Source organism: Flagellimonas aquimarina, assembly GCF_003149745.1.
Classification (GTDB): domain Bacteria; phylum Bacteroidota; class Bacteroidia; order Flavobacteriales; family Flavobacteriaceae; genus Flagellimonas; species Flagellimonas aquimarina.
Genome location: NZ_QGEG01000001.1, coordinates 551,539 through 577,589, shown reverse-complemented (window position 1 = coordinate 577,589; position 26,051 = coordinate 551,539). Strand labels below are relative to the sequence as shown.

Below are 26,051 nucleotides of genomic sequence, written 5' to 3'. Positions count from 1 at the left end.
AAATATTAAAAGAGAGCCATCTGCTTTACAGGACTCTCGTGTTCTAAAAGCCATTTTTTACGGTGCAGCCCACCGGCATAACCAATAAGATCTCCGTTGCTTCCAATTACACGGTGGCATGGAACAACGATCCAAAGCGGGTTTTTACCATTGGCCGCGGCTACGGCACGTATGGCTTTGGGGTCACCCAATTTTTTGGAGAGCTCAAGATACGAAACTGTTTTTCCATAGGGGATTTCACAAAGGGCATCCCAAACTTTTTTTTGAAAATCTGTTCCTGTGGGGTTTAATTTTAAGTCGAAATTTTCTCGAGTTCCTTCAAAATATTCTTGAAATTGATATATAGCATCTTCTAAAATATGAGGAACTATACCAATAGGTTTATTATCATTCAAAATTGATATGGAAGCAAGGCCATTTGCATCGCCTTGAAACTCTGCTATGCCCATAGGAGTTTGTAAATAAGCAACTTCCATTAGTCTATATCATCTTTTTCTTCAATAATCCCCAAACGCTTTGCTCTGCTCTCCCAGTTCTTTCTAGCTAGAACCTGTAGGTCTTCAACATTGTCGCTTTCATCCATAATTTCTAATCCAAGCAAAGTTTCAATAACATCTTCCATGGTCACCAGACCACTTACCGAGCCATATTCATCAACAACCAGGGAAACGTGCTCTCTTTGTGCCACAAACTTTTCGAATAGCTCTGGAATGGGCTTTGTGCGATCGGTAACCAAAATTTCACGTTTTAAGGTAGAAACGGTCTCCTTTCCTCTTTTATTGATTATGGCCTCCATGAGTTCATCTTTTAGAAAATAGCCCGTTATGTTGTCCATTCGGTCTTTGTAAAGTGGAATTCTGGAAAACCTTAGCGGTCTATTGGCTTCAAAAAAATCTTGAATCAATGTTTCTTCTGAGGCAATTTTCATGACCGTTCTAGGTGTCATTATATCTTGAGCCAAGATTTCGTCAAAATTCAAAAGGTTCTTGATTACCTTGGATTCCGATTCTTGAAAAACTCCTTCTTCATGTGCAATATCCGTCATTGCGGTAAAATCTTCCCTGCTCAATACGCTTCCATGATGTCCTTTTTTCCCAATGAGTTTGGTAAATAGTTGCAACAGCCATAACAGTCCTGTCCATTTAAGAATAAAGACCATCACCTTCAATGCTTTTGCGGTAAAATTTGCCAATTGTTTCCAATAGGTTGCTCCTATTGTTTTTGGAATAATCTCCGAGGCTACCAGAATTAAGATGGTCATAATGGTAGATACCACACCTACCATAAGATCTTCGGTAAATTCAAGCCCTAAAAACGTTCGGGTAGCGGTTCCATAAAGATCGGCATAGGCGACTTTGGCCTGTACCCCAACCAAAATAGCACCCACGGTATGCGCAATGGTGTTGAGGGTTAGAATGGCAATTAGGGGCTTGTCCACATCTTTTTTAAGAAGCTCCAATTCGCCCGCATACTCTTTTCCTTCTTGTTTTTTTATATTGATGAAGGTAGGGGTAATGCTTAAGAGCACTGCTTCCAATATGGAACAGAGAAATGAAAAGAATATGGAAATGAAGGCGTAAAAAAGTAGAACTCCCATAGGTTTTGGCTATAAGTACCAAGATAATGAATACCTATCAATTTACTTCCTGTTATTTTAAGGTAGCTTTATAAAATACATTTTGCAGAGCCGTTCTTACATTAAGTTCATATAGGTTTCTATTGGCTCTTGTGGGATAGACCCTATTGGAAAGAAAAATAAATACCAATTGGTTTTCGGGATCGGCCCAGACAAAAGTCCCAGTAAATCCCGAATGACCAAAACTTGTTTTGCTTGTTAGTGGTGATGGATAGGCATCTTTTAAGTCTAGTGTATCGTTACCAATTAGCGGTTTGTCAAAACCTAATCCCCTTCGGTTTTCATTTTCTGGATATTGGATTCTTGTAAACTCTTCTAAGGTTTCTTTGGAAATGATTTGTTTGTCTCCCAAAGCTCCATGGTTTTGATAAAACAACATAATTTTGGCCATGTCTTGAGCAGTGCCGAACAATCCTGCATTTCCTGAAACACCGCCGAGGAGAGATGCGTTTTCATCATGCACCCATGCTTTCACAACATCTTTTCTAAAAAGCGTATCGCTTTCCGTGGGCACAATAGTATTCGGGAAGCCCTTATTGTTTGGATTAAAACTCAACGTATGGCAACCTAAAGGGGCGTAAAAAGTTTCTTTGAGGTATGCTTCATAGTCCATTTTGGTGAGCTGTGAGATTAACTCAGGAAAAATAAGAAAGGAAAGCCCCGAATATTTATAGACTTTTTCATTTGAAACTTTTGACCGATTAATGATGCGATGCATTTTTTGCTTAAATCGATTTTTAATGTAGAGACTATTATAAACCTGTTTTTGAAATCGTGTACTTTGCTTTTCTCTAATAAAACGCTTTTTGATTTTACCATTTTTCATCACTTTCCCTAAAAAAACAATGTAAGGGACCAAACCCGCTTGATGACTTAAAATTTGTCTAAGGGTAAGGTCTTTCTTGTTCTTTCTTTTTCTCCAAGGCTTCCAATAGGTGCTAAACGGCACGTCTAAATCCAGTTTTTGCTCATCCACCAATTTCATAATGGCAGGAAGGGGTCCGGTAATTTTGGTAACAGAAGCCAAATCATAGATATCATTTAAGCCAACGTTTTGAATGCTATCATAAGTGTGATGTCCATACGCCTTATGAAAAATCACCTCATTGTCTTTTGCCACCAACACTTGAGCTCCCGGAAAAGCACTGTTCTTTATACCATGGGTCATTATGGAATCTACTTTAAGAGCGACGAATTCTGTATCAAAACCTAGTTCAGAAGACATCTCATCTTCCTCGAATTTTTGAGCGTTGTTGGTTTGTACAATTAAAAAAAGGATTACTAAAACCAGATTTTTCATGGTCTATGTGTTAATGGGAAGAAGTTAACCGATTGCCCTTATAAAATCCTTGGCAAAATAGCTGGCAATGATATTTGCGCCAGCTCTTTTAATGGCAATAAGTTGTTCCATCATTACGGCATCATGATCTAGCCAGCCTTTTTCGGCTGCGGCTTTTAACATGGCATATTCTCCAGAAACTTGATAGACCGCTACCGGTACATCAACTTCGTTTTTAATTTCACGAACTATATCTAAATACGCCAATCCAGGTTTTACCATAACAATGTCGGCTCCTTCGTCTATATCCATTTGAGTTTCACGAATGGCCTCAAACCGATTTGCAAAATCCATCTGATAGGTTTTCTTGTCCTTTGGAACATTGGCTATATCCACGGGGGCAGAATCCAAGGCATCTCGGAAAGGCCCATAGAAGGCACTTGCATATTTGGCTGAATAGCTCATGATTCCAGTATTTTGAAAGCCCTCGTCTTCCAAGGCTTCACGAATGGTAAGAATACGACCGTCCATCATATCGCTTGGCGCAACAAAGTCAGCACCTGCTTGCGCATGGGAAACACTCATTTCTGCCAAGACTTCGGCCGTTTCATCATTTAAAATTTCTCCCTCGCCAACAATTCCATCATGCCCATACAAAGAATAAGGATCCAAGGCAACGTCGGTCATCACCAACATATCAGGGCAGGCATTTTTTATTACTTTAATGGCACGTTGCATCAAGCCTTTTGCATTAAGCGCTTCTGTACCCTTGTTGTCTTTTAGATTATCAGGTACTTTTACAAAAAGCAATACAGCACATAACCCCATTTGCCAAAGTTCTTTGGTTTCTTTTTCCAGATTGTCCAGGCTCAACCTATAATAATTTGGCATGGAAGGAATTTCTTCTTTTACTCCGGTGCCTTCTACCACAAAAAGGGGTACTAAAAAATCATCTGGGGTTATTACCGTTTCGCGAACCAATCTTCTAATGGATTCTGATGCGCGCAATCTTCTATTTCGTATTAGTGGGTACATAACTTTATATTTCAATTTCACCGATAAGATATGGCACGGCTTTGCCGGATATTTTTATACGTTCTCCAAGATATTCACAAACTAAATCTCCTCCTCTTACGGAAAGCTGTTTTGCCGTCATTTTGGTTTTACCTAGTACTTTGGTCCAGTAAGGAGTTAACGTAGTATGTGCCGAGCCAGTTACCGGGTCTTCTGGAATACCACATTTTGGAAAGAAAGCTCTGGACACAAAATCTACTTCATCGCCCGGAGCAGAAACAATAACGCCCCTGCAATCCAATTTGTCCAATAAAAAGAAGTTGGGAGCTATAGCCTCAATTTCTTGTTGTGAGTTATAGATGAGTAAGTAATCTGTTTTCCCTTTAATGGTCTTTATGGGCGTTAATCCAATTGCCTCATTAATTTCAGCTATGCTTCTTAAGGAAGCGGTATCGTCAGCAGGAAAATCCATGGTCATATATCCATTGGACATTTTCTCCACAAAAAGTTTTCCGCTTCTTGGGGAATAAAATTGAATGGTATTTTCTGGATGGCCATGATAGTTATAGAGTACATAAGCAGTGGCCAAAGTAGCATGTCCGCACAAATCCACTTCAGTTTCTGGTGTAAACCAGCGCAATTCATAAGCAGCATTCTTTTGCACAACAAAAGCCGTTTCTGACAGATTGTTTTCCTGTGCAATTTTCTGCATTAAATCCGAACTGGGCCATTCATCAAGAATACATACTGCAGCTGGATTACCACCAAAAACGGTATCTGTAAAAGCATCAATTTGATAGATTTTTTGTTTCATAGGTTTGGTTTAAACACAAAGCTACATATTAAACCCAGTTTATTGGATTTTCCAATACTTGGATCAACTTTTCCTCCTTACTTCCTTTTTCGGGATGATGGTCATACTTCCATTGCACATGTGGGGGAAGGCTCATTAAAATGCTTTCAATACGGCCATTCGTTTTTAAACCAAATAAGGTTCCTTTATCGTGCACTAAATTGAACTCTACATAACGTCCTCGTCTTATTTCTTGCCAGTCCCTGTGTTTTTGGTCATACGAAAGCGCTTTCCTTTTTAAAACAATTGGGATATATGCTTCTAAAAAGCTATTGCCAACCTCAGTAACAAAGTTGTACCAGTCTTCCATTTTCATGGTATCGGTTGCTTTGCAATAATCAAAGAAAAGACCGCCCAAACCTCTGGCTTCATTCCTGTGGGTGTTCCAAAAGTATTTATCGCAGCGTTTTTTATAGTTAAAATAGAACTCGGGATTATGTGCGTCGCAAGCCTTTTTACAGATGGTATGAAAATGCTTTCCGTCTTCTTCAAATAAATAATATGGGGTAAGGTCCTGTCCACCTCCGAACCATTGGTCAATAACGTTTCCATCCTTATCATACATTTCAAAATACCTCCAATTGGCATGTACTGTGGGAACCATTGGACTTTTAGGGTGTAAAACCAAACTTAACCCACAGGCAAAAAAATCAGCATTTTCCACTCCAAAATACTGCTGCATACTTTTGGGGAGTTCTCCATGCACAGCTGAGATGTTTACACCGCCTTTTTCAAAAACAGCCCCATTTTCTATTACTCGAGTCCTGCCACCTCCGCCTTCCGATCGTTTCCAAATGTCTTCTTGAAATTTAGCTTTTCCGTCAATCTCTTCCAGCTTGGAGGTAATGTTATCCTGCAGGGTTTGTATATATGAGTAGAACTTGTCCTTCATTATTCATCAATTATATGAACCAATTTGTTTTTAAAATTAGCAAAGTTGGAATTACTATCCACTTTGGAAGATGCTCTGGTCATTTGCTTTAAAATATTAATCACCTCATTCTTGGCGTAGGATGAATATTTTAAAAAAATAAAACGGCCTACTTCATTATTGTGCAAATCCATCTTTCTTGCTAATTCTCGGTTTTGAAATGCTTCTTCGTGCCAATCTGTTATTTTTTCGGACCAAATAAGTGCTCGGACTTTATTTTTGCTGATAAGATGACATTTTTTAGCAATTAGGTAATTCCAGAAAGCATGCCTGAAAGCATTGGCAGGACCATTTTTATAGTGCGAACGGCCATAATGCTGGTTTGAAACCGACATACATTTTTTAGTTGCGGACACCGTAGGGAAAACAAACAAGGGAAAACGCAAACATAACTTTAGCAATACCAAGATGCTTTTTAAACTCAACCGTTGTACTACTTTAATTAGGTTCATGGTATTAGCCTTCAGCTTTCGGGTTATGGAGTTCGTATAGTTCCATATCCAGAATTTCCCCATTGCCAGCAGTATGTTCTTTGGGCAAAGTCTGTTTCCAAACAAATCCATTGTTGTCCGCAACCTTCTTGCTGGTCAAATTACTATTGTGAACAATGATTTGCAATGTGTGCAGTTTAGCTTCATTAAAACACCATGGAATCAATTTTTTAATGCTTCTGGTGATGATGCCCTTACCTTCATGTTGATAACCTAAACAATACGCTAATTCTCCTTGATGTTTGACTTTATGGAGTTCTTTTACATAGAGCAACCCAATTATGGTCCTATTTGTATTTTCTTTTATGGTAAATAGGAACTCCTCTTGGCCCATAAATTCTTTTACTTTTTTAGCAACGAACAATTCTGCCAAAGTGGGTGTTAGATTTTGTTGTACCGTTTTTGGAAAATACGCCTTAAGCCGTTCTGAATTTGAAACCACGAAATCACAAAGTCTCCAAGCATCTTTTTCTTGAATGGGACTTATACAGTAGTTTTCAAAATCAATTTGCATATTAAATGCTTAAAAGGTTAGTTTTTGTATTCCTTTACTGCATCAATAAAGGCCTTTGCGTTTTCTACAGGTATGTGAGGTAGGATGCCATGACCCAAGTTTACAACATACTTGTCTTTTCCAAATTCACGAATCATTTGAGTGACCATTTTTTTAATTACTTCTGGAGGAGAAAGCAATCGTGCAGGATCAAAATTACCTTGAAGGGTAATGTTTCCTCCTGTCAGGTAACGGGCATTTTGTGCAGAACATGTCCAGTCCACACCAAGTGCCGAGGCGCCAGATTGTGACATTTCTTTTAGCGCAAACCAACATCCTTTTCCAAAAACGATTACAGGCGCCTCATCTTTTAGAGCATCTACAATTTGCTGAATGTATTTCCACGAAAATTCCTGATAATCAACAGGAGAAAGCATTCCTCCCCAGGAATCAAAAACCTGAACGGCATTTACACCTGCCTTTACCTTAGCTTTTAAATAAGCAATGGTGGTATCCGTTATTTTTTGAAGCAGTTGATGTGCAGCGTCAGGTTGTGTAAAGCAAAATCCGCGAGCTTTGTCAAAACTTTTGCTACCCTGACCTTCAACACAGTAACAAAGTATGGTCCAAGGAGACCCTGCAAAACCAATTAGTGGAATTTCATCTTCCAATTTTTCCTTGGTCATTTCTATTGCATCCAATACATAACCCAAAGAGTCTTTCACATCTGGAATAACAACTCGTTCTAGGTCTTGTTTTGATCGGATGGGATTTGGCAAATAAGGACCAAAATTTGGTTTCATTTGAACTTCAATGTTCATGGCCTGCGGAATAACCAAAATATCGCTGAACAGGATAGCAGCGTCCATGCCAAAACGTCTAATAGGCTGAACGGTTATTTCAGATGCTAGTTCTGGGGTTTGGCACCGGGTAAAGAAATCGTATTTTTCCTTTAGTTCCATAAACTCTGGAAGGTAACGGCCTGCTTGGCGCATCATCCAAACTGGGGGCCTATCTACAGTTTCGCCTTTTAATGCTCTTAGGAACAAATCGTTTTTAATCATGCTTTTTAAGATGTTTTATAGCCTGAACCAACACATTTTCTACTGTTGGTTTGTTAGCGATTATAATCTGGTCTGTGTATTTCTTGGCTTCACTAGCGGTAGTGTTGCCTATGCAGAAGACCAATTTTTTCGAGAGAGAATTTCCTTTCGTATAACTTTTTATACCACTTGGACTAAAAAAAAGCAAGCCATCAAAAGAACGGTTGAACGTTCTAGGTGCCAAATGGGTCTTGTATGCTTCAATTTCGGTATACCGAATGTTATTTTTTGATAATATTTCTGGCAGTTCTTCTCTTCTCATATTTCCGCATAAAAACAAAAATTCTTCATTTTTATGGTTCTTTACTATAAAATCCGCCAAATCTGACGCATTTTCAACATTTTTTATGACGTTTAGGCCGTTTTGTTCTAATATGGCCTTAGTCTTTTCACCAACACAAAAACTTTTGAAATCTGAAATCTTACTATTTTTGGAATGCCTCAAAAAAGCTTTTACGGAATTTTTGCTTGTGAAAATGTAGTTTTCATGGTGAAGGGGAATAGAAACATCGAGAAATTCAATATCCAATGCATTGTACTCAACCAGACCTAATCCAGAGTTTAAGAACAATTCCTTTTGTGAAGGTGAAAGTATTTTAGTGGAGAGCACTGTTTTCATTTCGGATACTTTCCATGAGTTTATCACCACCTTTATTTAAAACTTCTTGTGCGCATATTTGTCCAAATCCTTTGGCAGATTTGACAGGGATGGTCTTTTCAATTTCAATTTTTTGTTTTCCATCCAATGAAAACACAACACCTTTAAAATGAACCAATTGGTCTTTTATGATTGCCAGTGCACCAATGGGAGCGGTACAGCCACCTTCTAAGGTTCTTAAAAACGCACGTTCAATTGTAGTTGTAATCTCTGATTCTGGATGATTGAGTTTATGGCTTACTTCTTTGGAAAACGCATCTTCCTCCAAAGCAACTATTAGCATGGCTCCTTGCGCTGGAGCTGGAGTCATCCAGTCTAACGGAACAGCATCTTTTGGTAACAGTTTGATCCGCTCTAATCCAGCTTGGGCAAAAATGGCCCCGCTCCAATCATTCTCAATCAGCTTTAGAAGTCTGGAATTAACATTTCCTCTCAAATCAACAACTTTATGGTGTGGGTATTTATGAAGCCATTGTGCTTTTCTTCTTAAGCTACCTGTAGCAATTGTGGCTGCGCGTTCAGACTCCAGAAAACCAATTCCTTTGTGAACCAATATGTCGCTGGTAATGGCACGTTCTAGAACAGCTGTCTGAACAATTCCTTTGGGTAATTGGGTGGGTACATCTTTCATGGAATGTACGGCAATATCAATCTTGCCTTTTAGCAAAGCAACATCCAGCGTTTTAGTAAAAATTCCAGTAATTCCAAGTTCGTAAAGGGGCTTGTCCAAAACTTGATCACCTGTAGATTTTATGGGCACCAACGTTGTATCAAAGCCTAAGTCCTCTATTTTTTGTTGTACCGTTGTTGCCTGCCACAATGCCAATTCGCTATCGCGGGTTCCAATTCTTATGATTTTGCTCATTTGGAATCAATTTCTAACTGGAAAACCTTTTGAATAAGTTCTAAACTATCTTGGGTATCAACTTCGGAACTCTTTAAATGGTTGGCAAATTGTTTGGTGATCTTTTGAATAATTCGTTCCGAAATAATTTCAGCTTGATCTTGATTAAAATCGGATAATTTTTTTGAATGAAAGTCAATTTCTTCGGCTTTCATCGTTTTAAGCTTTTCCTTTAGCGCATTAATTACAGGAGCAAATTTCCTGGTTTCCAACCATTTTAAAAACTCTTTTCTTACTTGCTCAATTATAGCCTCCGCTTTAGGAACAAATTCTTTTCTTTTGGTCAGGGTGTCATCTGTAATTTGAGAGAGTTGGTCTAAATGTACCAAGGAAACATTTTCCAATTCCAAAACATCGTCAGATACGTTTTTGGGAACGGAAAGGTCTAAAATCAGTAGAGGTTTTTTTGGATAGATCAATGCTTTTGAAATTGTGGGCAATTGAGCTCCCGTGGCAACAACAAGAATATCAGCTTTTCTGATCTCTGTTTGTAAATCACCATAATCTTTTACGGTCAAATCAAATTTTCCAGCTATGGCCTCGGCTTTTTCGCGTGTTCTATTAATTAGCGTAATATGAGAGTTGTTGGAATGCTTGATAAGGTTTTCGCACGTGTTCCTTCCTATTTTTCCCGTACCAAAAAGTAAAATGTTCTTTTCAGATATGTCTGAAATTGTATTTAGAATATACTTTACAGAGGCAAAAGCAACAGATGTGGCGCCAGAGGACAATTCGGTTTCGTTTTTAATACGCTTGCTTGCTTGAATCACCGCATTGCATAGGCGCTCAATAAATGGGTTTGCCATATCCTGCTTTTTGGAACGGTAAAAACCTTGTTTAATTTGACTTATAATTTCGAAATCGCCCAAAATTTGACTGTCCAAACCAGTCCCCACTTTGAACATATGTGAAATGGCATCATGGTTTTTAAAAACGTAAGCAACCTCTTGAAACTCCTCCACACTCCCGGGGGTTTGGTCACAAAGCAATTTGATAAGCTGGAAGGGATGTTGTGCAAAACCATACAATTCAGTCCGGTTGCATGTAGAGATGGCTAAAAGACCATCTATACCCTGCTCCTTAGCTTTAACCATAATGCGGTCTATCGCCGGAACATCCAAGCTGAATTTCCCTCTTACTTCGGCATCCGCTTTTTTATAGCTTAAGCCAATGGCGTAAAAAGAATTATGTTTTGAAATATGGTAACTCCTCATAAAGGATAAAAATCACGACACAAAAATAGCTTCACAATATTTTAAAAAATAACGCTAGCGGAACTATAAATAACAGCCTTTGCACAATTATGGTCAATTTTTGACCAAATACTTCTAAAACACTGCATTTATTGGTAGATTTGAGTTAGTGAAAACAATTTAGAGTCATTCTAAATAGAACTAATTGCATAAAATAACAAAGTTTAGCAATGGAAAATGTCGCCAAAGGTTCCTATGAGGAAATTTTACTAGAGGATGGGTTTTATTTACTTAAAATTCAGAACGATACGGAGGAAATTAGTGTTGTTGAGCGTGAAATCGATAGCTCATTCATACAATTTCATTTTTGTTTAAAGGGTGGGTCTCGGTTTCATTTTAATCATGGACATTATACACTGGAAGTATCAGAAGAGAATTCTCTTTTGTTGTACAATACACAAAAAGATTTGCCCTTAAATTTGAATATTTCACCTAATACATGGTTGTTATCGGTCATCATGACCATTAGAAAGTTTCATTCCCTTTTTTCTAATGAGGCCAATTACATTCCATTTTTGAGCGAGGACAACAAGGAAAAGAAATACTATTCCCAAGAAGTTGTTTCTCCTGCAATTGCCGTAGTTTTAAGTCAATTGATGAATTATAACCTTCACCCATCCATTAAAGAACTATATGTAAAGGGAAAAGTGTATGAGCTCATTTCACTATACTTCAACAAAACCAAAGACGCAGACTTGGAGCAATGCCCTTTCTTGGCAGATGAGGATAATGTACGCCGTATAAAAATGGCAAAGGAAATCATGATTTCTAGAATGGTGGAACCTCCTACATTGAATGAGCTTTCAAAGGAAATAGGACTGAGTTTGAAGAAGCTGAAGGAGGGATTTAAACAGATTTATGGCGACTCAGTTTATGGTTTTTTGTTTGATTATAAGATGGAATACGCTCGTAAGATGTTGGAAACCGGAAGTCATAACGTGAACGAAGTAGGTCTTAGGGTGGGGTATAGCACAGCTAGTCATTTCATAGCTTCTTTCAAAAAGAAATATGGAACAACACCAAAAAAATATTTAACTTCAAATGCTTAAAAAACTTTTGATGAAATCTATTAGATTATTCTTATTTGCCCTTTGTTCAACCTTATTCGTTAATGCCCAGGATGATGCAAAAACGGAAGATGCCCCAAAAACCCCAGAATTGGTTTTGGTCTTTAGCAAAACTACCGGTTATCGACATGCATCCATAGAAAAAGGAGTTCGCGTCCTAAGACAACTGGGCAGGGAGAACGGTTTTATTGTGCTACAAACAGAAACGTCCGCCGACTTTAACCCCCAAAACCTAAAAAATTACAAATTAGTGGTTTTTCTTAGCACTACATTGGAGGTTTTGGATGACACCCAGCAAGTGGCTTTTGAAAATTATATTAAAAGCGGAGGAAGCTTTATGGGCGTTCATGCCGCTTCTGATACAGAGTATGATTGGCCTTGGTATGGCAAATTGGTTGGAGGCTATTTTGATAGCCATCCCCCAGGTGTACATAAAGCAAAAATTGAGGTTGTAAATAAAGAACATAGTTCCACAGCCCATCTTTCTGATTCTTGGATGCGCGTGGACGAATGGTACAATTACAAAAGTCTAAACCCCAATGTTTCTGTCTTACTTAATCTAGATGAGAAAAGTTATGAAGGAGGAACTAATGGAGAAAACCACCCTATTGCTTGGTACCATGAGTTTGATGGTGGAAAAGCTTTTTATACCGGTGGGGGTCATACAGAAGCTTCTTTTGATGAGCCTGATTTTAGACAACATCTATTGGGAGGCATTGAATGGTGCTTAGGGAGAAAGTAGGGTAGGCCTAGCTACAATAATTCCAATGTTGTTTTTGATTTTCTTTAAATAATCAATTAAAGGTTCTTCGGTTATTCTAACAGATCCAGAACTGGAAGCATGCAGTAGATGGACCCTTCCATTTTGCCTAATGGCAAATCCAGTATGGGTTACATCCAATCCTTTTATGGAAGTGGCCAAAGCGATTATGTCCCCAGATTCAATAAGGTTTTCACTGCCTTCAATCTGATTTTGAGGTAAAATACACAGGCTTTGTTTCTCTAACTCTTTTTCAACCTTCAATATATGTGCAAAGTTATTGTCATTCTTTAAAAAAGGATAAAGAGAACGATGTGTACCCATAAAATTGATGGCCTTGTTCATGTCAATTCCACCAAGGCTGTTGGTGATATCTTCGACCAACCCTTTGTTTTCATTATTTCTAATCCATTCTGTAAAGTAATGTAAACGAGAAGGATAGCCGTTTAAAACCCCATTTCTATACCGAATGGTTTTTAGATTTTTGGCAAAACCCTCAAAAGTGACCTGATCGTTTTGGAGCATCATGCCAAAGGCCAAAACATTCTCCACATAAGTGGTACAATCAAATCCTCTTAAGTTTATAACCAGAGTTTCGGTGTCACCAATTTCCAAGGTTTTTTCCACATAGGGAATATCTAAAAATGATTTTCCGATCTCTATAACAGAATTGCTCTTGACCTCTTTTAATTTTGAATAGAACAAAGTAGAATCTATTGGAGAACAGGTGATTTGAGCATTTGCCGTCAGTGTAAAAACCAAAATGAAATAAAATACAGACCTAAGCAGCATAGACAAGTTTAGATTTATCAAACTAAATTAGGATTATCTATGGAATTATAAAGAAACAAATTGATGGAATCAAATGTTAAATCATCTTCAAGTAGTATTTTTACTGCTCTTAACAAATTGCTATGAAAGGAGTGTTATTGGTTAATTTGGGTTCGCCAGATAGCCCAACGGCAAAGGATGTAAAACCTTATTTGGATGAGTTTCTTATGGACAAGAGGGTCATTGATGTTCCCAATTGGCTGCGGAACATTATTGTAAGAGGAATCATTTTACAGACGCGCCCTAAAAAATCAGCCGAAGCCTACGCGAAAATTTGGTGGGAAGAAGGTTCCCCTTTGATTGTGATTTCCGAACGATTTGCTGAAAAAGTCAAAGACCAGACCAACATACCCGTTGCCCTTGGAATGCGTTATGGTTCCATGACCATAGAAAATGGGTTGCAAGAATTAAAGGATAAGGGAGTGAATGAGGTGCTATTGGTTCCCCTGTACCCACAATATGCCATGAGCTCTTTTGAAACCGTTGTGGTTAAGACCATGGAAGTACAGGCTGCACATTTCCCAGAAATACAAATTACAACACTACCAGCTTTTTATAATAATTCTGATTACATTGAAGTGCTTTCAAAAAGCATACAGAAAGGACTTGAGGGCTTTGATTATGATCATGTTTTGTTCTCTTATCACGGTATTCCAGAACGCCATATTAGAAAATCGGACCCAACAAAATTCCATTGCAAAATAGATGGAAGTTGTTGTCAAACCAATTCCGTGGCACACCATACGTGCTACCGTCATCAATGTTTTGATACTACTGAAAAAGTAAAAGCCTTTTTAGGATTGCCCGAAGATAAAACCAGTATTTCTTTTCAATCTAGGCTGCCCAACGATCCATGGTTAAAACCATTTACTGATTTTGAATTTGAACGTTTGGCAAAAGAAGGAAAAACAAAATTGGCCGTGATTACACCAGCCTTTGTTTCTGACTGTTTAGAGACGTTGGAAGAAATTGCAATGGAAGGAAAGGACCAATTTATGGAAGCTGGCGGCGAATCCTATATTCACATACCTTGTCTAAATGACAATCATGAATGGGTTCAGCTAATGGCCAAATGGGTCAATGATTGGCAGTCCAAAGAAACCCTGCCAACGTAGATGGCAAAAGTATCCTCAGATCAATTAGGAACAGAACCGATTGGTAAACTACTGATCAAGCAAGCAGTACCCGCTTCCATAGGAATTTTGGTAATGTCCTTGAATGTTTTGGTAGATTCCATTTTCGTAGGAAATTGGATTGGGTCCATTGCAATAGCTGCCATTAATGTTGTATTGCCCGTATCGTTTTTTATTGCCGCATTGGGAATGGCAATTGGTATTGGAGGGTCCAGCATTATTTCCAGAGCGCTGGGAGCAAACAATAAGGAAAAGGCCCTCAAAACTTTTGGAAACCAAATTACGTTGACCCTTTTGGTGACCATTAGTATGGTGGCCCTAGGGCTTTATTTTGTAGATGACCTTATACCTGCTTTTGGAGGTAAGGGAACAATCTTTGATCCAGCAAAAATATATTATACCATCATTTTATATGGGGTGCCTTTTTTAGCACTATGTATGATGGGGAACACGGTCATAAGAGCGGAAGGAAAACCAAAATTTGCCATGATCGCCATGATTATTCCTTCTGTTGGGAACCTGCTCATGGATTATATTTTCATTTATGTTTTTGATTGGGGGATGCATGGAGCGGCATGGGCAACAACAGTTGGTTACCTAATGTGCTTTGGTTACATCTTCTACTTTTTTCTTTCCAAAAATTCAGAATTAAAAATAAACCTGCCACATTTTGGGTTGAACATGCCTATTTTAAAAGAGATAGGCTCTCTTGGTTTTGTAACCTTGGCAAGGCAGGCAGTTACTAGTATCACCTATTTGCTAATGAACAATATTCTGTTCAATTTAGGAGGCGAGGCCATGGTGGCCGTGTATGCTATTATAGGTAGAATGCTCATGTTCGCCCTTTTTCCGGTATTTGGAGTAACACAGGGCTTCCTGCCTATTGCAGGATTTAACTATGGCGCTTTAAGATATAATCGTGTTAAAGAATCTATTTACACAGCTATCAAGTACGCAGCTTTGGTAGCTACGCTTGTATTTATTGGGTTGATGGTTTTTCCGGAAGCCATAACATCTTTGTTTTTAAGTAGTAGGGAAGATTTACCTCCGGAAGAACTGATAACAAATGCTTTTGTATTGGAACATGCCCCTACGGCCATGAGATGGGTTTTTGCGGCAACACCGATCATAGCATTGCAACTAATAGGTGCAGCCTATTTTCAAGCCGTGGGAAAGGCAATCCCCGCTTTACTTTTGACGCTAACGCGGCAAGGGTTCTTTTTTATTCCACTTATTTTGATTTTACCCAGTTTTTTGGGAGAGTTGGGAGTTTGGTTGTCCTTTCCTATTGCAGATGTTTTGGCAACAATAGTTACGGGCATTTATTTGGGCAAAGAAATAAAAACAAAGCTTCAAGTATCTGCCGACACATAGTTTTTGTTACTTTATTTGAGTAGCTGCTTTACTAATGATTTTCCATTTACCACTAAGCTTTTTCAATAAGAATATATCGATAAACTTCAGTCCTCTTTCTGGAATCAGGATTTCGGCTTTGGCAGATGCAATATTATTTGCATAATCGACCATCAGTATTTTCCCATTTCTTCCATTGAATTTCCCTTTCTCTCTATTTTTAAATAAGCTGGCATATTCTTGTGGAGATAAAATCCACAATTCTTGGTCTTTTTTAGATAGGAACAGATCCGCATTTTCATAAAATGCTGATTGAATGAGTTCCTGATTATTATAAGATGAACCATCAATATAATTTTGAAGGGTTTGCCGTATAGCTTCTTCCTCAGATTGCGCAAATAAAGAAAGGGTAATTAGTAAAAAGGCAAGTGTCAAGAATTGTGTTTTCATGTGTAACTAAGTTTTAAGAATTGATGATTTATTGAGCTTTAATTTGAATGAGTTTTCCATTATCCTCATCGGTAAGGATGTAGAGTTTTCCATCTGGACTTTGTCTTACTTTACGTATGCGTACGCGGTCGTCTATGAATAGTTCTTCTACGCTTTTTATAACCTCATCTTCTACCCTAAATCTCCATAGGCTTCCACGGGACAATCCAGGAACGATCAAATTGTTTTTCCATCCAGGAAACTCATCGCCTGTGTAAAAAGCAAGTCCGGTTGGGGCAACGGTATGGTGCCAAAACCAAACAGGAGAGGTAAAGGTCACATCTTCAAGTTTTGGTGGAGTATAATCTTGACTGCGTAGTTTTCCAGAGGTAACATTGGGCCAGCCATAATTGGCGCCTGCCTTCAATACGTTTAATTCATCGCCTTGTATGGTTCCGTGTTCACTAAACCAGATGTTACCAGTTTTGGGTTCTACGATTATTCCTTGTGCTGCACGTATCCCCATGGCATACAAACCGGGCACAGCATTTGGACCAAAATCGGGATTGTTTTCGGGGATGCTTCCATCGAGGTTGATTCGATAGATTTTACCCCGTTTATCGGACACATCCTGTGCAATGGGTATTTCAGGCTCATCTCTCTCCCAAAAAAGACGTTCCCCAATAGTTATATATAGTGTTCCATCGGCACCAAAGGTCATGCCGCCTCCATAATGAAAATACTCTCGGGTAAAAGGCTCGGCGACCAATAAAGTCTCATGTTGATAAAGGGAGTCGTTTTGCAATTTGGCCCGGATGACTTTTGTTGTTGAACCAACTCCTGCTTTTTTGGCAGCGTAAGAAACATACACCCACTTATTACCCTTAAAATCAGGATCAATAAGAACTTCAAAAATCCCGGAATTATCGCCAAAATGAATGGCTCGAATACTATCGGTCAAATCGGTTGGAAACCCTTTAATGACTCGCCTTTCTTTTGAGTTAAGATCAATGTGCAGAAGATTCCCATCTTTCTCAGAGACCAGAGCTTCTTCGTTTGATAAGAAGGCAATGCTCCAAGGATGATTAAGACTATCTATAACAATGTGCTTGGTTGGGATGGCTGAAGTAATTTCTTTTGGCACATAAGATTTCTGATTTTGGGAGCAACCTATCAAAAGCACCGCCAAGGGAATTACCAATTTGTTCATCGTTGTAATTTTTATACAAATGATGAAAATCTAAAACTATAACCCTTTAAAAAACATGATTTTTAAGATGAAAAAGGAACTAGGTTGCTCCAAATTCTTTTCGGTATTGAGATGGTGTCAATTGCGTTTTGGCCTTAAAGGCCAGGTTAAAGGATGTAGCATTGCTAAAACCGCAATCATAGGCTATGGCAACTATTTTTTCTTTGTTATACTTGGGATTGGCCAACAATACTTTTGCTTTTTCAATTCTGTAACCATTCACAAAATCCGAAAAATTCTTGTGTTCATTTTCATTTATGGACTGGGACAATTTTCTTGAAGAGACATTCAATTTTTTAGCAATAGTTTCTAGCGAGACAGTACTATCCAAGAAAACCTGCTCCTTTTCGAACAGGGCTTTTAAAGTTTCCAAAAGTTCCTCAGAAGCAGATTTGTCTAAAGCTGACCTGTTGTACTTCCCTAATTGAAAAGCATGTTTTTGTAAAAAAAGAAAAGAGAAAATATATATGAGTACAGAGAAGAAAATAGCACCACCAATATAAAGGGAAAACAATCCAGCAAGGTTGCCCATGTAAAAAAGCCAAATCAACGCAACTCCAACAACAAGATTTCTATACCATGAGGATCGCTGTGGATGCACTTTGGCTCTGTTTTTATAGAATACATGAAAAGAGAAAGCAATATAAATTGCCAAATGAACAAATACTGCAAGATAAATGGCATACGAGATTGGACGGCCATCGTTAGGAATGAAGGCGCACAAAAGAACAAATAAAATGAATGGAACAAGATGAACATAATCCTTATTGCCGAATTTCTTTCTTGCAGTTAACAATGCCTTGCCATAAAGCCATAAGAAAGGCCCTGCCAACAAAATACCGGAGAGCCCCAAATTACGTTGCCATGGCTCTAAATCTAAATAGACATTAAACACAGACTTGCCTATGCGCATGGTCAAGCCAAAAATAACGAACGCCAAAAAAACATTGGCGCTCCTATTTCCCTTTTTAAGTGTAAAGAGGTAAAAGGAAAGGAAAAGAGCTTGGGCTATCCCCAAACAACTTAAAACCAATATAAGGTTATCCATATCCACTGTTCAAAAATATAAAGAAGGAGACAAAGAAAATTTATATGTCGTAGATAGTTACTATTTTTAGCAAAAGACCTTTTAGCGAATGAAGTTTTCTTATATAGTTTTTAGTATTTCTTTGTTGATTTTAATGGGTTGTTCTGAAAAAAAGCAAGTGACAAAAACATTACCACTATTTGTAGGAACGTATACCGATGGTGAAAGTGAAGGAATCTATCGTTTTACATTCAATTCTAATTCTGGAACACTTGAAGAAAAGAGTCTGGCCGCCGTATTGCCAAACCCCTCTTTTTTGAAAATTTCCAAGAACAGAACAAATTTGTATGCCGTGCAGGAAACAGCAAATTTTGATAGTTTGGGCGGAGGCGTTACTGCTTTTAAATTAAAGGATGGACTTTTAGAACTTCAGAACAGTATGGGTACTGGCGGTGCGCATCCTTGCCATGTGTCACTATCAAATTATGGGTATTTGGCCGTCTCAAATTATACAGGAGGCAATGTATCTATTTTTGGGTTAGAAGATGGCGGAGCACTAAAGAGCGATCCACAGATCATTGACCACAAAATGTTGGATACGGTTAAAACGGCACATGCCCATATGGCAAAGTTTTCTGTAGAGGGCTTGTTTGTATCAGACTTGGGGCTAGATGCGATAAAGCGGTATCAAAACCAAAATGGGCAATTTAAAACAGCAAATCAAGCTTCATTGGATTTACCAGATGGTGCAGGCCCAAGACACTTTGTTTTCGGTAAGAAAAATGAATTTCTATATATCATCAATGAACTAAATTCAACCATTGGTGTTTTTCAAAAAAATAAGGATGGGAAGTATTCAGAAATAGAATCCAAAAGTACACTTGATGCTTCTTTTAAAGGTGAAAGTTTTTGTGCAGATATTCATTTATCTTCAGACGGTAAATATTTGTACGGCTCTAACCGTGGGGAAAATTCAATAGTCATTTTTAAAGTGGATCAAACAACGGGAAAATTGCAATTGGTTGGTCGCGAATCAGTTAGGGGAAATTGGCCACGGAATTTCACTATTGATCCAAGCGGGAACTTTATTCTGATAGCCAATCAGAGAAGCAATAACATTACCGTCTTTAAAAGGAATACTGAAAATGGAACCTTGCAATTTTTAAACGAGACCGAGTTACCAAGCCCGGTTTGTTTAGAGTTTTTGAACGATTAATCGGTAATTTTCCAATTTTGAGGCATCAATGATTGTATTGGTCTGCTGATCAAGAATATCCATTTGAGAATCAGCAACAAAATACATGGTGTCTTCAATCAAATCAAAAGTGGTAGGAATATCAGAACTACGTCTAAAATCCATCAGTTTCTCTTTACGAACAATCTCGGAAAGCTCTTCGTTCAAATAAAACCTATAAACTCCATTTTCAGAAGCATCCCTTCTTGCATTGACCATACCTATTAAACTGTTCTTATAGAACTTCATTCCATCGATTCCTTTGTGGTCATTGGGCTGATTTACCAATTTTTTGGTAGCAATATCCAGAATCCTAATCCCATTGGTGTATGAAGCAAAATAGAGGTGTTTATCATCCTTGGATATTGCTATCCCATTGGAGTGTTTGATTTCATCACTGGAAAAAAAAACTTCTAAATCATCTGTAGAATTGTTTACGGTATAGATATTATTGCTTTCTGAATCTGTGATATACACATCGCCTAGGGAACTTATGGCAATATCGTTCAGATAGATGAATTCGGAATTGTTCAACTTGTAAGACTCAATCAAATCTCCCGAGGTGATATCCAGTAAAAGTAGTATAGATGCATTGTTTTCTTTTGGAAGACTATTCCCAAGGGCAAACAGGGTATTGCCTTTTATGGTCATTCCAAAACCAGAGAGATAATCGTACACATTTTCTTTTAGAAAATCTTCAGGATTACCACCATCTAGATTGGAACATACAATTTTGTTTAGGGTAAGGCTATTTAGATATACCTTTTCTGATTTAGCATCTACTGCAATGCCTTCTGGGATGAGGTTTTTTTCGAATTTGAGCTCAACTGAACTTGACTGTGAATGCCCCGAACAAACTGAGAGGGCAAAGAACAGTGCTGTATGGTAAGCTCTTATTTTACTTCTTTCTAAAAGTGAACAAAGGGCATACGTTTTCATTTGAAATTGCTTTTAAAATGAAGGTACTAGATGGGAAAATAAAGAAATTGCTTTTTTAAAACATTTATTTTCATAAGATTAAGATTTATTTAACCCAAAATTGATTAGTCAAGGGTTTTTATTCCGGATACGTGGGATGCAATAGCTTTCCAATCCCCATCGCGTTTGATAAGAACATTGCTGGATTGATATACCGTTTCTGTGGAATCGTTTAAAATATGTCCGGTCCCACAAATAAGAGCGGTCCCATTATCCAAAATATCTAGACGCTTTATTTCGTAATAGAAAGAATCATGCTCCATGGCGTTTTCTTTGATCCACTCTAATTCTTTGATCTTGTTGGACCAGTTACCACTGTTATCTACCATTTGAAAATCATCCCCTAAAATGTGATCAAGCAAAATAGTATCCTGTTCTCGATAAGCTTTTGGCCATTGCACTTCTTTTAGGTGCCGAAGGGTTTCTTTATCTTCTGGTGCGATAGAGGTTTGAACGATATGTTCTTGAGGTTTTGTTTGACAACCGAGGGTAGCCAGCAAAACTAGCCAGCATACTTTTTTTATCATTTTAATTGATTTTTGTAAAGATGATCACTTCTATGAAGAAAGTATAAATTACCTATGCGAGCTGCGGTAAAAAAAGGGTGAGTTGCGAAGACTCTATGTATTGGTAATCGTATTAAGGTATGTTCTGCTAAACTTAATATCGTCCCCTGTTTTTAAATGAAGCACTCCATCTCCATTATGATTCTTTTGGATGCGTTCTATTAGATCCGAATTTACAAGATAAGAACGGTGAACACGCTTAAAGGTATTTGGGCAAAGGTTTTTAGAAAAGGTTTTTAGACTTTGGTACTTTACAAACCTCCCTTTTTTTGTATGTAAAATGATGCAATTGTTGCTGGTTTCCACATAAATAACCTCTTCTGGGCTTAGTAAAAATTGAAAGCCTTTTTTGGAAACTGCAATGCGGTTATTGTATGCTATATTCTTGCTTGGCGTGGTGGTGGGGATTTCCCCTTTTTTTGAGTCAACCAAGAACAGCAGTAATAAAAAATAACAAAGCAGGTTTACAGCTATGTTGTTGGTAAGGCTTGCATTTAACACATCAAAACTGGGAGAAGTGCGTTGGTAGACCACGGTCATTAAAAGCGCAGCCAAAATATGGCCAATAATAATGTTTAATGCAGAAACGGACAGGCCCAATCCACTTTGGATCAGCATATTATTTCCTGATGATGATATTGTCCATTTGTTGCCCCATTTTTTTATTTGTTGGGCGGAAACATTCCAAAAAAAGAAACTGGTAATGGCAATAATAAAAAGTTCAGAAAAACAGGTTGCGCCTAAACTTTCCTGAAACATACGACCTATGGCCATGTTCAGCAACACAAAAAGAGATATTAAGGAGGCACGTTTAGACACATTTTAAAAGTAGTAATTCTTTTAGAAGCCCACCAAAACTTTAAGATTTGTTAAACAAAGGAACTGCATTTTTCTCAACGGGACCTTTGGCAAACCAAGTCATAATATGCTTTTGGGGCCATCTTCTAATTAATGTATCGGCCTTTTTATCATACCAGACAGCATCAAAGTTGCTTTTTGTGCTAAGCACTACCCGCCACTCCTGTTGTAACTTGTCTGAATCTTTATAATTCACATTAAGACTGTCCCAGTCAATATTTGACAATACTTGAGGGTCTAAATGGGCCATCACTTCCTTTTCGCTTAGTATGGCTAACCAAATGGGCGACGACAAGTGTTCTATGGAAAGATCTTCTCTTTTTGCCCCCCATCCAATTTTTAAATCTTGGCCATTTCTAATCGCATTTATCAAATCTTTTTTAGACCCTTTTAGAACACTCCCATCTCTATCCGTCTTTAGAACAACATCCCAATCATTTGAAAAAGGTTGTTGTTTTATGCACGAGGATAGAACGATGATCATAGAGAATAGAAGTATTTTTTTCATGACTAAATATTTTTATATTGACTAACCTTGACCAAAATATACTAAAATGCAAATCAATAAGATAGCAGCTAAAATGGCCAAGAATATTTTCCAAAAACTATAAGGTCTTGTTCCGGATATTTGACCATTTTCCCCATTAATAAAAAAATTGTATTCTTTGCTTTTATAACGATACGCGCTTATATAAACAGGTAATAGAATATGCTTAAAGGTTTCTTCTGATAAGTTCATATCCATACTGTTCACTCTCTGTGTATCACCTCCAATATCTTGCCTGCACCAGCGTTCTGCAATTTGTTTTGCTTCTCCCTTGGCTGATAAATGCCCTTGCTCTAAAGGAATGGTATATTTTTCGGTTACAAAACCAGAAAGAAAACCACTATCGAAAGGTTGTAATTTCTTTAAATTCCAATGTGCAATTTTGCTTGGAATTCTTCCTGTCTTTTGTTTGGACGCCTTTATCAAAGTATCGTCTACAAAGCCAGAAACGCTCCCTGAAGCTGGATACCATCGTGTTTTGCGAACCTGCCGTGTCCGGGTTTTGCCATTGCTGTCCCTGTAGCGCTGTGTTTCATAATAATATTCACCTCGCTGCCCAGAATAAGATGCTGATAGTTGTGCATCAAAAGTCCAATAGGGTAAATACAATCCTTTGGTAAACTGAGGGTCCAAAGAAGCTTTTTTAAGCTTATTGGGAGCCCACCATAACTTGCTCACCCATTTTTGGAAAATGAGAAACGATTTCTGTTTTTCAATTTGAAATGGTAAAATCGCACCTGGCAATATCCAACCTTCTTTGTACGCGTCTTCTACAACCAAAGGTATGCTGCAGTAAACGCAATGGAGCGATTTATAGTTTTCCTCAACGTGTTGATTGGCGCCACAGTTTTTGCAATGCAGCATAGAGATTTCTTCACTGTGCTTTTGGGCGCCCATCTCTTTAAGATAAGGATACAGTTCTAACTCCGTGAACCCATTCTCATCTATATTTATAGATTCCTCATGCCCACAATACTCACAACTAATGTTAGTTGTCCCGGGTTTGTACTTAAGCTCTGCACCGCAATTTATGCAGGGTTTTTTAAGTTCTGTTTTTTGGATTGATGCTTCCAAAGATTAAGAATTTGGCAATGGCGGCGGAGTGTTCCCCCCTAAGAACGACTTCAATTCTTCCACATCTTTTAAGGCGGTCCAGGCGGCCATGCCTTGCTTCCAAACCAGACTATCTCTATTTATGGTACGCCCGGCAAATAGGGCCTGCAATTGTTCAAAAGAGACGGGGCCTTGTTGAGCTCCATTAACCGCATAGAAATACTGCACTGCCACTGGCATTGGTGGAGGAAAAGCACCTTGCTGTTGTATTTGCGGACTACCTCCCATTTGAGGACTCATTAGTCCACCCATTTGTTGCGCCAATACAAAGCCCATTCCCATTCCCATACCTGCTCCTGCAGTTCCACCCTCATTTTTGGCAGCGGCTTCAATGGCTTTGGCGGTTTTGAATTTTGTCAACTTATCCAAATCCAATTTGTCAATACGACTGTATTCGAAGATTTCTTTTTTAAGATCTTCGGGCATGGAGACATTTTCAATATAGAATTTCTCCAAGGAAATCCCTACCGAAAGAAATTCCGGTTTCATTACCTCTTGGCATGTTTCCGAAAGTTCTGAGGTATTGGCCGCATATAGTTCAATAGGTAGATTTGCCTCGCCAACGGTATCTGTAAAACGTGTTGCAATTAAGCTTTTTAGATGCTCATTGATTTCAAAATTCGTGAAATTGTTGTCGGTTCCAACAATATCTACAATGAACTTGCCCGCATCTGAAATTTTAAAGGCATATGTTCCAAAAGCTCTGATTTCCACCAAACCAAAGCGCTCATCACTTAAAGTAATCGGACTTTTTGTCCCCCATTTTTCATCAGTGAAGAGATGGGTGTTCACAAAGTAAACCTCAGCTTTAAAAGGGGAATTGAAACCGTATTTCCATCCTTTAAGAGTTGCCAGAATTGGTAAATTCTTGGTAGTTAAATCGTATGTTCCTGGTGTAAAGACATCAGCTAGCTGTCCTTCGTTTACAAAAACGGCCGTTTGCCCTTCTCTAACAATTAGCTTGGCACCGTTTTTAATCTCATTTTGGTAGCGCTCAAATCGATGTGCAATAGTATCATCGGTATAGTCAAGCCACTCAATAATATCAATAAACTCGTGGGTGAGTTTTTCTTTGATTTTGCTAAAAATATCCATGGTAAAGTGTTTTTAAAAATTGTTTTCTAAAACTAAAAAAAACGGAGGAGTGAAGGAAATAATATTTACCGAATTTTTCCTGCGGCCTTTAGCATTTCCAACACTTTTTTTTTAGGGAGTGCTTCAATTTTATGCCCGTTTCTACCTGTCATAGTCTCTGCGGCAAAAAGGGAATTTAAAATAGCTTCCTCTGTAGCCTCAATGGTGGCTAAAAACAATGGAGTCATTGCAGAGTTTCTTAGGGTTGGCACCGTTTGTAAGGCACTGTCGTTTTTATAAGGAATTCTGCATTCTTCGGCTGTGGAGACAGCAATCACATAGTCACCACTGCCGTTGCTGGCTATGCCGCCTGTTCTTGCCAACCCCAACATGGCTCTCTTTGCCAAGCGTTCCAAGTTTCTGGAATCTAAGGGAGCGTCCGTGAGGACTATCATCATACAAGAACCATCCGTAGCATATTTAAAATTATCTGAATAATGCCCCATTTGTTTGCCTACATCCACTCCTGCAACTTTCAACATTCCTCCAAAGTTGGTTTGCGCCAAAACGCCTACCGTATATCCACCTGATTTTTTTGGCAATACTCGGGATGAGGTTCCAATCCCTCCTTTAAAACCAAAGCAAATGGTGCCTGTTCCAGCGCCAACATTACCCTCTTCAACTTGTCCGCCCTCTGCATTTTCAATAGCATTGTTTACATCTTTTTCCGTAACATGGCGCCCACGAATATCATTAAGATAACCATCATTTGTTTCCCCTACCACGGCATTTACGGAACGTACGGTCTCGTTGCCTGGAAGAAACAAAGTATACCCTACTAAGGCATTTACAGCTGTAGCGACCCCAAGAGTATTGGTTAAAACAATGGGGGTTTCCAAATTCCCCAACTCTTTAACTTGAGAGTAACCGGCAAGTTTGCCAAAGCCATTTCCCAGATAAATGGCGGCAGGGACTTTTTGCTGAAAAATATTGCTAGAATGAGGTAAGATGGCGGTTACCCCAGTTCTTACACTGTCACCTTTTTTTAATGTTGAATGGCCAACCTGCACTCCTGGCACATCTGTAATGGCATTTAAGGGCCCGGGTTTGAGGACCCCAATTTCTATTCCGTGATCACGAAGTCGACTCTGTTGCGCAGAAATTGAAAAAAGAACAGCTAGAAGAAGAAGTGTTGTAAACGATTTTTTTTTCATGAC

Annotated in this window: 28 protein-coding genes; 5 read left to right on the top strand and 23 right to left on the bottom strand. The window is 38.4% G+C overall.

The features are described 5' to 3' along the window. Positions 1 to 5 precede the first annotated feature (5 nt). From DKG77_RS02610 to hemA, 12 genes are read right to left on the bottom strand one after another with little or no spacing between them, the layout of a single operon-like run. Positions 6 to 476, bottom strand: a complete 471-nt coding sequence (locus DKG77_RS02610; protein ID WP_109659904.1) for a methylated-DNA--[protein]-cysteine S-methyltransferase — start codon at positions 474 to 476, stop codon at positions 6 to 8. Next, the gene (locus tag DKG77_RS02605) at positions 476 to 1,597 is read right to left on the bottom strand and encodes a CNNM domain-containing protein (RefSeq protein ID WP_109659902.1); all 1,122 of its coding nucleotides are present in this window, start codon (positions 1,595 to 1,597) and stop codon (positions 476 to 478) included. Before DKG77_RS02605 ends, DKG77_RS02610 begins: the two co-directional genes overlap by 1 nt. Positions 1,598 to 1,649: 52 nt before the next feature. Further along, entirely contained in the window at positions 1,650 to 2,936 is a 1,287-nt protein-coding gene (locus DKG77_RS02600) for a serine hydrolase domain-containing protein (RefSeq protein ID WP_109659900.1), read from the bottom strand. Positions 2,937 to 2,960: 24 nt separating this feature from the next. Continuing rightward, the gene (hemB, locus tag DKG77_RS02595; RefSeq protein ID WP_109659898.1) at positions 2,961 to 3,950 is read right to left on the bottom strand and encodes a porphobilinogen synthase; all 990 of its coding nucleotides are present in this window, start codon (positions 3,948 to 3,950) and stop codon (positions 2,961 to 2,963) included. Between the two features lie 4 nt (positions 3,951 to 3,954). Beyond that, entirely contained in the window at positions 3,955 to 4,743 is a 789-nt protein-coding gene (locus DKG77_RS02590; RefSeq protein WP_109659896.1) for a PhzF family phenazine biosynthesis protein, read from the bottom strand. 28 nt (positions 4,744 to 4,771) lie between these two features. After that, positions 4,772 to 5,674: an oxygen-dependent coproporphyrinogen oxidase gene (gene hemF, locus DKG77_RS02585; RefSeq protein WP_109659894.1), complete on the bottom strand. Its 903-nt coding sequence runs from the start codon at positions 5,672 to 5,674 to the stop codon at positions 4,772 to 4,774. Then, on the bottom strand, positions 5,674 to 6,165 hold the full coding sequence (locus tag DKG77_RS02580) for a DUF6973 domain-containing protein (protein WP_417935456.1): 492 nt from the start codon (positions 6,163 to 6,165) through the stop codon (positions 5,674 to 5,676). The genes hemF and DKG77_RS02580 overlap by 1 nt, the downstream gene beginning before the upstream one ends. Before the next feature lie 4 nt (positions 6,166 to 6,169). After that, the gene (locus DKG77_RS02575; RefSeq protein WP_109659890.1) at positions 6,170 to 6,718 is read right to left on the bottom strand and encodes a GNAT family N-acetyltransferase; all 549 of its coding nucleotides are present in this window, start codon (positions 6,716 to 6,718) and stop codon (positions 6,170 to 6,172) included. Between the two features lie 17 nt (positions 6,719 to 6,735). Next, a complete protein-coding gene (gene hemE, locus DKG77_RS02570; protein ID WP_109659888.1) occupies positions 6,736 to 7,761 on the bottom strand; it encodes a uroporphyrinogen decarboxylase in 1,026 nt (341 codons plus the stop codon). Next, positions 7,754 to 8,419 carry a uroporphyrinogen-III synthase gene (locus DKG77_RS02565; protein WP_109659886.1) on the bottom strand — a complete coding sequence of 222 codons (666 nt, stop codon included), beginning with the start codon at positions 8,417 to 8,419 and terminating at the stop codon, positions 7,754 to 7,756. Before DKG77_RS02565 ends, hemE begins: the two co-directional genes overlap by 8 nt. After that, complete coding sequence (gene hemC / locus DKG77_RS02560; protein ID WP_109659884.1) at positions 8,397 to 9,323, bottom strand: hydroxymethylbilane synthase; 927 nt, start codon at positions 9,321 to 9,323, stop codon at positions 8,397 to 8,399. The genes DKG77_RS02565 and hemC overlap by 23 nt, the downstream gene beginning before the upstream one ends. Continuing rightward, positions 9,320 to 10,576, bottom strand: coding sequence for a glutamyl-tRNA reductase (gene hemA, locus DKG77_RS02555; RefSeq protein WP_109659882.1), 1,257 nt, complete (start codon positions 10,574 to 10,576; stop codon positions 9,320 to 9,322). The genes hemC and hemA overlap by 4 nt, the downstream gene beginning before the upstream one ends. 209 nt (positions 10,577 to 10,785) lie before the next feature. On the opposite strand from hemA, the gene DKG77_RS02550 reads away from it, so the two are divergent. Together DKG77_RS02550 and DKG77_RS02545 are read left to right on the top strand one after the other, a co-directional pair. After that, positions 10,786 to 11,664, top strand: a complete 879-nt coding sequence (locus DKG77_RS02550; protein ID WP_109659880.1) for an AraC family transcriptional regulator — start codon at positions 10,786 to 10,788, stop codon at positions 11,662 to 11,664. A gap of 10 nt (positions 11,665 to 11,674) precedes the next feature. Then, positions 11,675 to 12,424: a ThuA domain-containing protein gene (locus DKG77_RS02545; RefSeq protein ID WP_243414799.1), complete on the top strand. Its 750-nt coding sequence runs from the start codon at positions 11,675 to 11,677 to the stop codon at positions 12,422 to 12,424. On the opposite strand, the gene DKG77_RS02540 is transcribed toward DKG77_RS02545, so the two are convergent. After that, a complete protein-coding gene (locus DKG77_RS02540; RefSeq protein WP_109659876.1) occupies positions 12,410 to 13,234 on the bottom strand; it encodes an N-acetylmuramoyl-L-alanine amidase-like domain-containing protein in 825 nt (274 codons plus the stop codon). The genes DKG77_RS02545 and DKG77_RS02540 overlap by 15 nt on opposite strands. A gap of 122 nt (positions 13,235 to 13,356) precedes the next feature. On the opposite strand from DKG77_RS02540, the gene hemH reads away from it, so the two are divergent. Further along, positions 13,357 to 14,388, top strand: a complete 1,032-nt coding sequence (gene hemH / locus DKG77_RS02535) for a ferrochelatase (RefSeq protein WP_109659875.1) — start codon at positions 13,357 to 13,359, stop codon at positions 14,386 to 14,388. Further along, complete coding sequence (locus DKG77_RS02530; RefSeq protein ID WP_109659873.1) at positions 14,389 to 15,780, top strand: MATE family efflux transporter; 1,392 nt, start codon at positions 14,389 to 14,391, stop codon at positions 15,778 to 15,780. A 6-nt stretch (positions 15,781 to 15,786) separates the two neighbouring features. On the opposite strand, the gene DKG77_RS02525 is transcribed toward DKG77_RS02530, so the two are convergent. From DKG77_RS02525 to DKG77_RS02515, 3 genes are all read right to left on the bottom strand, one after another. Next, positions 15,787 to 16,209, bottom strand: a complete 423-nt coding sequence (locus tag DKG77_RS02525; RefSeq protein WP_109659871.1) for a nuclear transport factor 2 family protein — start codon at positions 16,207 to 16,209, stop codon at positions 15,787 to 15,789. 28 nt (positions 16,210 to 16,237) lie between these two features. Beyond that, positions 16,238 to 17,398 (bottom strand): PQQ-dependent sugar dehydrogenase, encoded by a 1,161-nt coding sequence (locus DKG77_RS02520; protein WP_109659869.1) that lies wholly within the window; start codon positions 17,396 to 17,398, stop codon positions 16,238 to 16,240. A 79-nt stretch (positions 17,399 to 17,477) separates the two neighbouring features. Further along, complete coding sequence (locus tag DKG77_RS02515) at positions 17,478 to 18,485, bottom strand: helix-turn-helix domain-containing protein (RefSeq protein ID WP_109659866.1); 1,008 nt, start codon at positions 18,483 to 18,485, stop codon at positions 17,478 to 17,480. Positions 18,486 to 18,573: 88 nt separating this feature from the next. Here DKG77_RS02515 and DKG77_RS02510 point away from each other — a divergent pair, with 88 nt between their 5' ends. Beyond that, positions 18,574 to 19,680: a lactonase family protein gene (locus tag DKG77_RS02510; protein WP_109659864.1), complete on the top strand. Its 1,107-nt coding sequence runs from the start codon at positions 18,574 to 18,576 to the stop codon at positions 19,678 to 19,680. Here DKG77_RS02510 and DKG77_RS02505 read toward each other — a convergent pair. The 7 genes from DKG77_RS02505 to DKG77_RS02475 form a co-directional block, all read right to left on the bottom strand. Then, positions 19,660 to 20,637 carry an SMP-30/gluconolactonase/LRE family protein gene (locus DKG77_RS02505; RefSeq protein ID WP_109659862.1) on the bottom strand — a complete coding sequence of 326 codons (978 nt, stop codon included), beginning with the start codon at positions 20,635 to 20,637 and terminating at the stop codon, positions 19,660 to 19,662. The two genes, DKG77_RS02510 and DKG77_RS02505, sit on opposite strands and share 21 nt — an antisense overlap. Before the next feature lie 104 nt (positions 20,638 to 20,741). Next, positions 20,742 to 21,203, bottom strand: coding sequence for a nuclear transport factor 2 family protein (locus tag DKG77_RS02500; RefSeq protein WP_109659860.1), 462 nt, complete (start codon positions 21,201 to 21,203; stop codon positions 20,742 to 20,744). Between the two features lie 93 nt (positions 21,204 to 21,296). Beyond that, positions 21,297 to 22,061: a LytR/AlgR family response regulator transcription factor gene (locus DKG77_RS02495; RefSeq protein ID WP_133248410.1), complete on the bottom strand. Its 765-nt coding sequence runs from the start codon at positions 22,059 to 22,061 to the stop codon at positions 21,297 to 21,299. Positions 22,062 to 22,101: 40 nt separating this feature from the next. After that, entirely contained in the window at positions 22,102 to 22,608 is a 507-nt protein-coding gene (locus tag DKG77_RS02490; protein WP_109659857.1) for a hypothetical protein, read from the bottom strand. A gap of 21 nt (positions 22,609 to 22,629) precedes the next feature. Next, a complete protein-coding gene (locus DKG77_RS02485; RefSeq protein ID WP_109659855.1) occupies positions 22,630 to 23,721 on the bottom strand; it encodes a TFIIB-type zinc ribbon-containing protein in 1,092 nt (363 codons plus the stop codon). A gap of 3 nt (positions 23,722 to 23,724) precedes the next feature. Next, on the bottom strand, positions 23,725 to 24,855 hold the full coding sequence (locus tag DKG77_RS02480; RefSeq protein ID WP_109659853.1) for an SPFH domain-containing protein: 1,131 nt from the start codon (positions 24,853 to 24,855) through the stop codon (positions 23,725 to 23,727). Between the two features lie 65 nt (positions 24,856 to 24,920). Next, positions 24,921 to 26,048 carry a DmpA family aminopeptidase gene (locus tag DKG77_RS02475; protein WP_109659851.1) on the bottom strand — a complete coding sequence of 376 codons (1,128 nt, stop codon included), beginning with the start codon at positions 26,046 to 26,048 and terminating at the stop codon, positions 24,921 to 24,923. Positions 26,049 to 26,051: the final 3 nt, after the last annotated feature.